This window comes from Pseudomonas sp. P5_A12, assembly GCF_056400685.1.
The window spans coordinates 1-6,846 of the sequence record NZ_JBFUKU010000280.1 but is presented as its reverse complement, the minus strand read 5'-3'; the positions used below and the strand labels follow the sequence as shown (position 1 = coordinate 6,846).

8 protein-coding genes are annotated in these 6,846 nt (G+C 58.7%); 6 read left to right on the top strand and 2 right to left on the bottom strand.

Annotation, left to right across the window (positions count from 1 at the left end):
• From AC1DSG_RS25300 to AC1DSG_RS25285, 4 genes are all read left to right on the top strand, one after another.
• A partial coding sequence (locus tag AC1DSG_RS25300) for a transketolase C-terminal domain-containing protein (RefSeq protein ID WP_477793333.1) occupies nt 1–407 on the top strand: 407 nt, incomplete at its 5' end.
• Entirely contained in the window at nt 408–1,679 is a 1,272-nt protein-coding gene (locus AC1DSG_RS25295) for a dihydrolipoamide acetyltransferase family protein (protein ID WP_477793332.1), read from the top strand.
• Between the two features lie 18 nt (nt 1,680–1,697).
• Entirely contained in the window at nt 1,698–3,080 is a 1,383-nt protein-coding gene (gene lpdA, locus AC1DSG_RS25290) for a dihydrolipoyl dehydrogenase (RefSeq protein ID WP_477793331.1), read from the top strand.
• Nucleotides 3,081–3,379: 299 nt separating this feature from the next.
• The gene (locus AC1DSG_RS25285) at nt 3,380–4,399 is read left to right on the top strand and encodes a branched-chain amino acid aminotransferase (RefSeq protein WP_007948490.1); all 1,020 of its coding nucleotides are present in this window, start codon (nt 3,380–3,382) and stop codon (nt 4,397–4,399) included.
• 98 nt (nt 4,400–4,497) lie between these two features.
• Here AC1DSG_RS25285 and AC1DSG_RS25280 read toward each other — a convergent pair whose 3' ends face one another.
• On the bottom strand, nt 4,498–4,986 hold the full coding sequence (locus AC1DSG_RS25280; RefSeq protein ID WP_477793330.1) for an MEKHLA domain-containing protein: 489 nt from the start codon (nt 4,984–4,986) through the stop codon (nt 4,498–4,500).
• A 290-nt stretch (nt 4,987–5,276) separates the two neighbouring features.
• Here AC1DSG_RS25280 and AC1DSG_RS25275 point away from each other — a divergent pair, with 290 nt between their 5' ends.
• Complete coding sequence (locus tag AC1DSG_RS25275; protein ID WP_477793329.1) at nt 5,277–5,621, top strand: pyocin S6 family toxin immunity protein; 345 nt, start codon at nt 5,277–5,279, stop codon at nt 5,619–5,621.
• Between the two features lie 45 nt (nt 5,622–5,666).
• Here AC1DSG_RS25275 and AC1DSG_RS25270 read toward each other — a convergent pair whose 3' ends face one another.
• Nucleotides 5,667–6,005, bottom strand: coding sequence for an FKBP-type peptidyl-prolyl cis-trans isomerase (locus AC1DSG_RS25270; RefSeq protein ID WP_477793334.1), 339 nt, complete (start codon nt 6,003–6,005; stop codon nt 5,667–5,669).
• Between the two features lie 214 nt (nt 6,006–6,219).
• Between AC1DSG_RS25270 and AC1DSG_RS25265 the strand changes: the two genes are divergently transcribed.
• Nucleotides 6,220–6,846, top strand: a 627-nt coding sequence (locus tag AC1DSG_RS25265; protein WP_477793328.1) for a PAS domain-containing protein, incomplete at its 3' end; no start/stop codon positions are given.

The following is a 6,846-nucleotide window of genomic DNA, read 5'->3' as shown; positions in this document are numbered from 1 at the left end:
GTTACTACACCGTGCCGCTGGACGTCGCTGCCATCGCCCGTCCCGGCAAAGACGTGACCATCCTGACTTACGGCACCACCGTTTATGTGTCGCAAGTGGCGGCAGAAGAAACCGGCATCGACGCTGAAGTCATTGACCTGCGCAGCCTGTGGCCGCTGGACCTGGACACCATCGTCAAATCCGTGAAGAAAACCGGCCGTTGCGTGATCGTTCACGAAGCGACCCGTACCTGTGGCTTCGGCGCCGAGCTGGTGGCGCTGGTGCAAGAGCATTGCTTCCACTACCTGGAAGCGCCTATCGAACGCGTCACCGGTTGGGACACTCCCTACCCGCACGCGCAAGAGTGGGCGTATTTCCCTGGTCCGTCCCGTGTGGGCGCGGCTTTGCATCGGGTTATGGAGGTCTGAATGGGCACGCACGTTATTAAAATGCCGGACATTGGTGAAGGCATTGCAGAAGTTGAATTGTCGGTGTGGCACGTCAAGGTCGGCGACATGGTCGTCGAAGATCAGGTGCTGGCCGATGTGATGACCGACAAGGCGATGGTCGACATCCCTTCGCCGGTGCATGGCAAGGTGATCGCGCTGGGCGGTGTGCCGGGCGAAGTCATGGCGGTTGGCAGCATCCTGATCAGCATTGAAGTGGAAGGCGCGGGCAACGTTAAAGAGTCGGCGCAGCCTGCTCCAATTAAAGAAGCGCCGGTTGCAGCGTCTAAAGTTGCAGCCGTGGTCGAAAGCAAACCGGTTGCCGCCGCAGCGCCGCGAGTGGCTGTTTGCCAAGGCCCGATGGTGGCTCGTGAAGCCGACGAACGTCCGCTGGCCTCCCCGGCCGTGCGCAAACACGCGCTGGATCTCGGCATTCAATTGCGTCTGGTACGTGGCAGCGGCCCTGCCGGCCGCGTGTTGCACGAAGACCTCGACGCCTATCTGGCGCAAGGTCAGTCGAATGCATCGACCGTGACTTCCGCTTACGCCCAGCGTAACGACGAAGAGCAAATCCCGGTCATCGGCATGCGCCGCAAGATCGCCCAGCGCATGCAGGACGCCACCCAGCGTGCCGCACACTTCAGCTATGTCGAAGAAATCGACGTCACCGCCGTCGAAGAACTGCGCGCACACCTGAACGAAAAACACGGCGCAACCCGTGGCAAGTTGACCTTGCTGCCGTTCCTGGTCCGCGCTCTGGTTGTCGCCCTGCGCGACTTCCCGCAGATCAACGCCCGTTACGACGACGAAGCCCAAGTCATCACCCGCCTCGGCGCGGTGCATGTGGGCATCGCCACCCAAGCCGACATCGGCTTGATGGTGCCGGTGGTGCGTCATGCCGAAGCCCGCAGCCTGTGGGATAACGCCGCGGAAATCTCCCGTTTGGCCACCGCCGCACGCAATGGCAAGGCCAACCGCGATGAATTGTCCGGTTCGAGCATTACCCTGACCAGCCTCGGCGCCTTGGGCGGCATCGTCAGCACACCGGTGCTGAACCTGCCGGAAGTGGCGATTGTCGGCGTGAACAAAATCGTCGAACGCCCGATGGTGGTCAAAGGCCAGATCGTGATTCGCAAGATGATGAACCTCTCCAGCTCCTTCGATCACCGCGTGGTCGACGGCATGGACGCGGCGCAATTCATCCAGGCTGTTCGCGGCCTGCTCGAACAACCCGCCACCTTGTTTGTGGACTGATTTTTGTTGGAGAGCACAATGCAGACTTTGAACACCACACTGCTGATCATCGGCGGCGGCCCTGGCGGTTATGTGACGGCGATTCGTGCCGGTCAACTGGGCATTGCAACCATTCTGGTAGAAGGCGAATCCCTGGGCGGCACCTGCCTGAACATCGGCTGCATTCCGTCCAAGGCGTTGATCCACGTGGCTGAGCAGTTCCACCAGACGCAACACCACAGCCAGCATTCGGCCCTGGGCATCAGCGTTTCGGCGCCGACTCTCGACATCACCACGAGTGTCGAATGGAAGGATGGCATCGTCGATCGCCTGACCACTGGCGTCGCGGCGCTGCTGAAAAAGAACAAAGTCCAGGTGATTCAAGGCTGGGCCAAAATCGTCGACGGCAAAACCGTCGACGTCGGCGACACGCGTATTCAGTGCGAGCACCTGGTGCTGGCCACCGGGTCGAAAAGCGTGAACCTGCCGATGCTGCCGATTGGCGGCCCGATCATCTCCTCCACCGAAGCCCTGGCGCCGACGTCCGTGCCAAAGCGGCTGACCGTGGTCGGTGGTGGCTATATCGGTCTGGAACTGGGGATTGCCTATCGCAAGCTAGGTGCCGAGGTCAGTGTGGTCGAGGCGCAAGAACGCATCCTGCCCGCCTATGATGCCGAACTGACCCAACCGGTACACGATGAACTGAAAAAGCTTGGCGTGAAGCTTTACTTGAAGCACAGCGTTCAAGCCTTTGATTCATCGAATAATTTACTGCAAGTACTGGGTCCGGATGGCGACACCCTGAACCTTGAAACCGATCAGGTATTGGTGGCCGTGGGCCGAAAACCCAACACCCAGGGCTGGAACCTCGAAGCGCTGAACCTGGACATGAACGGCTCGGCGATCAAGATCGACCACCGCTGCCAGACCAGCATGCGCAACGTGTACGCCATCGGCGACCTGAGCGGCGAACCGATGCTCGCGCACCGGGCCATGGCTCAGGGCGAGATGGTGGCCGAACTGATCAGCGGTAAAACCCGCGAATTCAACCCCACCGCCATCGCGGCCGTGTGTTTTACCGACCCGGAATTGGTGGTGGTCGGCAAGACCCCGGACGAGGCCAAGACCGCCGGTCTGGACTGCATCGTCTCCAGCTTCCCGTTCGCGGCCAATGGCCGGGCGATGACCCTGGAATCGAAAAGCGGCTTTGTGCGGGTGGTCGCTCGTCGGGACAATCATGTGATTGTCGGCTGGCAAGCGGTGGGTGTGGGGGTTTCCGAACTGTCTACGGCGTTTGCCCAAAGCCTGGAAATGGGCGCGCGGCTGGGAGACATCGGCGGCACCATCCATGCGCATCCGACCTTGGGCGAAGCGGTGCAGGAAGCGGCTTTGCGTGCGTTGGGGCATGCGCTGCACCTGTAAAACCGGACGCAAAACCCTGTAGCAGCTGACGAGCACCGCGAGGCAGCGACCGGCGACGAAGTCGTCGCAAAACCCGCCACCCAGTGCTTTCAGGCACACCGAGCCAGCTGGATTACGACGACTTCGTCGCCGGTTGCCGCCTCGCGGGGCTCGACAGCTGCTACACCGGGACGTATCGATGGTCGCAGAGATCGAATTGCAGGCTGCGAAATCGGCCCGGAATGAAGTATTGTTGTCCCATCCAAAAAACGTCAGAAGCCTTGAACCGTTTCGGCGGTTGTTCAGTGATAGAGGGTGTCATGGGTAACGAAAGCATCAATTGGGACAAGCTGGGTTTTGACTACATCAAGACAGACAAGCGTTTCTTGTCGTACTGGCGCAATGGCGAGTGGGACAAAGGCACCCTGACCGAAGACAACGTGCTGCACATCAGCGAAGGCTCCACTGCCCTTCACTATGGTCAGCAATGCTTCGAAGGCATGAAGGCCTATCGTTGCAAGGACGGTTCGATCAACCTGTTCCGCCCGGACCAGAACGCCCTGCGCATGCAGCGCAGCTGTGCACGCCTGCTGATGCCGTTCGTCGAAACCGAACAGTTCATCGAAGCCTGCAAAGCAGTAGTCCGCGCCAACGAGCGTTTCATCCCGCCTTACGGCACCGGCGGCGCGCTGTACCTGCGTCCGTTCGTGATTGGCGTGGGTGACAACATCGGCGTGCGTACCGCGCCCGAGTTCATCTTCTCGATCTTCGCCATTCCGGTCGGCGCCTACTTCAAGGGTGGCCTGACCCCGCACAACTTCCTGATTTCCAGCTTCGACCGTGCAGCCCCACAAGGCACCGGCGCGGCCAAGGTCGGTGGCAACTACGCCGCCAGCCTGATGCCAGGTTCCCAGGCCAAGAAAGCGCACTACGCCGACTGCATCTACCTGGACCCGATGACCCACACCAAGATCGAAGAAGTCGGTTCGGCCAACTTCTTCGGGATCACCCACGACAACAAGTTCGTCACCCCGAACTCGCCGTCGGTCCTGCCAGGCATCACCCGCCTGTCACTGATCGAGCTGGCCAAATCGCGTCTGGGCCTGGAAGTGATTGAAGGTGACGTGTTCATCGACAAGCTGTCGGACTTCAAGGAAGCCGGCGCTTGCGGCACCGCGGCCGTGATCACCCCGATCGGCGGCATCAGTTACAACGATCACCTGCACGTGTTCCACAGCGAAACCGAAGTCGGCCCGGTCACCCAAAAGCTCTACAAAGAGCTGACCGGTGTACAGACTGGCGACATCGAAGCGCCAGCGGGCTGGATCGTCAAGGTTTGATCTGACGTTGCTGTTCGCTTGAGCAAAAAAGCCCGGCTATCGATTGGATAGCCGGGCTTTTTTTCGCCTTCGATTTGACCAGTGTCCGGGGGCGAATTTCAATCACTTACCCTTCCAACACGCTCTGCCTCCGGCCAGAACAAGGCTGCCTGCCCCCGATGCTCGCCGTGCTGATCGATCAGGGTCCAGACTTTGCCTTCGTAAATCATGAAGGCATTGCCGCCTCTGTCCACCCGCCAGCCGCTATAGCCATGAGCAATGCCGTTGACCATGACTTGTTCCAGCAGTGACTGGCGCAGGGCTCGGTCCATCGGCGAAGCGCTGAACCGTGACGGCATACCCAGGAACTGCGAGCGATCGTATTTGAAACAGGCCAGCGTCTGTTCATTGGCATAGAAGAATCGTGGATCGTCTTCAGTGCCATGGGCTAACAAGCTGTAAGGCGCGTGCTCGTGCAACCAGTGCAAACGTTCCGTTCCGGTCAGTGATTCAGGAGCCGGCAGGCCCTGGCCGGTCCAGTGCCGATAAGCCTCGTCCAGCAGTTGAACAGCCGCATATTCGTTGATTGGCGACACGCGCCCTCCCATTACATGGCGTTGGTGATACGACGCGCCAAAGCCTATCTACCTTTGCCTTCTTGCCATTGGCCGCGTCGGCGAAGCTCCTCCGGCTCGAACATCGCGACGAAGACTTCCATTGGCCTGAGTTTGGCCATGTTCATGCCTGCATTAAATACATCAGGGTAAAAGAGTTGTAACCGGCGATGTGCTTATCCGCCGGGGCTTTCTCGGCCGCAATTTCAGAACTGTCCTACATCTATCAAACGCCCATTGATATAGCGTTCGCATCGCTTTTAAAAGATGGGACGAGAACGCTTATGGCTAGTAAAACAGAGATACCTTTGATTCAAAACCCGACGTCGGTCGACGGGCACCCTGCCTGCAACAGCCACGACCACACGAAAACCACCCAGGACTCCATTCATTTTTTTTGGATAAGCGGATTTTTAAAAGGTGATCAGGAGGGTGACTTTCTACAGTACGAACTTACCGTTCTGCCAGAGGCAGAAGTCGTGATACTGGGTGTACTTGGCTGGAAGAACCTTGATCAAAGCGAGGATGGGGACTGTTTACTGACCGCCAGGCAGGTCCAACAAATCGCTATAGCGCTCAATGAGCAGCTACCGACTGAGTTGGACCTTTTCATAGGGCTGCGGGAGTAGGTTTTCCAAACGTACCCACAGATGCCGATTCAGCTCCAATGTCAGTCAATCATCCCGCGTCAGCACTTCCAGCAATTCAATCTCGAAAACAAGGTTCGAATTCGGCGTGATTTTTCCCATCGTTCGTTCGCCATACGCCAGATGCGCCGGCACCAGCAGCTTGCGCTTGCCGCCGACCTGCATCCCCAAAATCCCCTGATCCCAACCCTTGATAACCCGCCCCGTGCCAATCACACACTGGAACGGTTTGCCACGACTGTAGGACGAGTCGAATTCGGTGCCGTCTTCCAGCCAGCCGCGATATTGAGTGGTGATCAGCGCGCCTTTGACGGCGGCTTTGCCGTCACCGGGCTGGATGTCGATGATTTGCAGTTCTTCATTCATGACGATGTGGTCTGTTTGCGGTATTCGAGGGACGTGGTTTTCCCAGAAAATCATCCTGCTTGCAACTCTAAAGGTGCCTTTATCGGGATGGGGAAACCGCAACACTTCGAGTGCTGGCGCTCGCTGGAAAGAAAGCGACTGCAACCAAGCGGTCCGGTGAACTAACATAAGCACCAACGTTTCCCTCGGTTTCATACCCAATGACTCTCCCTGAATGAACCTGGCCTGGATCAGCGCAGCCATTGGCTCAGTCATGCTTGCCCTGCTCATCGCGATGATCTATCGAGAGCGCTCGCTGAAAAAACAATTGGGCGAGTGTCGTGCGCTGATTGCCAGCCTGTCCGAGGGACCGTCGGTGCGCCAGGACGGCGACGCGGAACGCTTCAAACGCAGTCAATATTTCGCCCGCATCGGCACGTGGGATTGGGACGTCGACACCGACAAACTCTACTGGTCTGACGCGATCTACGGCATGTTCGGCTTCAAGATCGGCGAAGTGACGCCCTCCTACGCCCTGTTTTGTTCCTGCGTACACCCGGAGGACCGCGCCAACGTGCGCGCCGGGGAATTGCGCTGCCTGGAAACCGGGGAAAACCATGACGAGGAATACCGCGTCGTCTGGCCCGACGGCAGCATTCACTGGCTGCGAGAGACCGGCAACGTGGTCAGGAACAACCACGACGCCACCGTCAAAATGATGGGTGTGGTGCGCGACATCACCGAGGAAAAAGCCTCCGCCAGTTACCTGCAACACCTGGCTCATTACGATCCATTGACCGGGCTGCCCAATCGACTGGTGCTGGAAATTCGCCTGTCCGAGGCTCTGGAGCAAGCCCGTATC

Bases quoted from the DNA above. Each gene is read 5' to 3' on its own strand.
- AC1DSG_RS25295 (WP_477793332.1), top strand. From the start codon at position 408: ATGGGCACGCACGTTATTAAAATGCCGGACATTGGTGAAGGCATTGCA.
- lpdA (WP_477793331.1), top strand. From the start codon at position 1,698: ATGCAGACTTTGAACACCACACTGCTGATCATCGGCGGCGGCCCTGGC.
- AC1DSG_RS25285 (WP_007948490.1), top strand. From the start codon at position 3,380: ATGGGTAACGAAAGCATCAATTGGGACAAGCTGGGTTTTGACTACATC.
- AC1DSG_RS25280 (WP_477793330.1), bottom strand. From the start codon at position 4,986: ATGGGAGGGCGCGTGTCGCCAATCAACGAATATGCGGCTGTTCAACTG.
- AC1DSG_RS25275 (WP_477793329.1), top strand. From the start codon at position 5,277: ATGGCTAGTAAAACAGAGATACCTTTGATTCAAAACCCGACGTCGGTC.
- AC1DSG_RS25270 (WP_477793334.1), bottom strand. From the start codon at position 6,005: ATGAATGAAGAACTGCAAATCATCGACATCCAGCCCGGTGACGGCAAA.